Origin of the sequence: Paracoccus rhizosphaerae, from assembly GCF_026162645.1 — a bacterium.
GTDB classification, from domain to species: Bacteria; Pseudomonadota; Alphaproteobacteria; order Rhodobacterales; family Rhodobacteraceae; genus Paracoccus; species Paracoccus rhizosphaerae.
Window position 1 is genome coordinate 1 of record NZ_JAOTBE010000183.1, and the last position, 1094, is coordinate 1094.

2 protein-coding genes are annotated in these 1094 nt (G+C 63.6%); both read left to right on the forward strand.

Going from position 1 to position 1094, the window contains the following annotated elements; translation table 11 throughout:
• The first annotated feature begins 192 nt into the window (after positions 1 to 192).
• Positions 193 to 444 carry a hypothetical protein gene (locus OC184_RS20320; RefSeq protein ID WP_265508965.1) on the forward strand — a complete coding sequence of 84 codons (252 nt, stop codon included), beginning with the start codon at positions 193 to 195 and terminating at the stop codon, positions 442 to 444.
• Positions 445 to 837: 393 nt separating this feature from the next.
• Positions 838 to 1094, forward strand: a 257-nt coding sequence (locus tag OC184_RS20325; RefSeq protein WP_265508966.1) for a transposase, incomplete at its 3' end; no start/stop codon positions are given.

Genomic DNA, 1094 nt, shown 5'->3' on the forward strand with positions numbered 1-1094 from the left:
GACCCTTCTGTATCTCCGTTCTGCTAAACTGGCCCCGTCACCGGCCCCGGCCAGGGCCGATGGCGGGGTGGTGCGCGACGTCTGACCCTTGTGGCATGACCACGCGTCTTAGCCTGTCGGCACCGCCTCTCTTCATCGTCTCGGACAGTTGATTGCGGCCTTTGAAGGATCGCGCACCAGAAGGAAGAGAGCATGGACAATCTCTCACATGGCCGCGTCATCGGCATAGATGTCAGCCGCGACTGGCTGGACCTTCATTGCCTGCCCGACGGGCATCGCTGCAGAGTGCCAAACGATCCGGCAGGTCATGCTGCTGTGGCGGATCTTGCCGGGGACAGAGATGCCGTCGTCTGTTTTGAGTCGACTGGCGGTCAGGAATGGCAGCTTTGGGCGCTTCTGGAGATTGAAGGCGTTGCGGCCCGCCAGGTGCCCCTGCTCAGGTGAAGGCGTTTGCGCAAAGCCGTGGCACACGCGCCAGGACCGACCGGATCGATGCGGAACTCATCGCCCGCTTCTTCGCATTCCGACCCGAAGCAGGCCGCAGCCTTCCTGCGGAGAAGATACGCCTCTCAGAGCTTTGACGTCCAAAAGAGCGCAGCTGGTTGAAATGCGCAAACGGCTGCTGGCCCAGATCCGCGCACATCGGAAACTGGGCGCCGCCGCGATGTTCGAGCACATCGACACCGCGCTGGAGCACCGGATCGGCAGCCTGATCAAGGAGCTGGAAGACCGGGTCCCCGGACCATCGTCAGCGACGATCGCCTTGCGGAGACCGCCACCGTCCTTCGCTCCATCCCGGGGATCGGCCCGGTTGCCAGCGGGACGCCGATCGCCGAAATGCCCGAGATCGGCACCATCACCGGCGAAGAGGCTGCGGCACTCAAGGGTTTGGCTCCGGTCGCGCATGACAGCGGAACACTCCGCCGAAAACGGGCCACCGCTGGAGGTCGCCGGGCCCTGCGGCACGTAATGTTCCAGGCGGCACTGGTCGCGGCACATCATAACCCAAGCCTGAAATCCTTCGCAGATCGCCTCCGCAAGGCTGGAAAACCGCACAAGGTCATCATCACCGCCGTTGCCAGAAAGCCCGTCAC

Excerpts from the sequence above, each read along its gene's own strand:
- OC184_RS20320 (WP_265508965.1), top strand. The coding sequence starts at position 193 with ATGGACAATCTCTCACATGGCCGCGTCATCGGCATAGATGTCAGCCGC.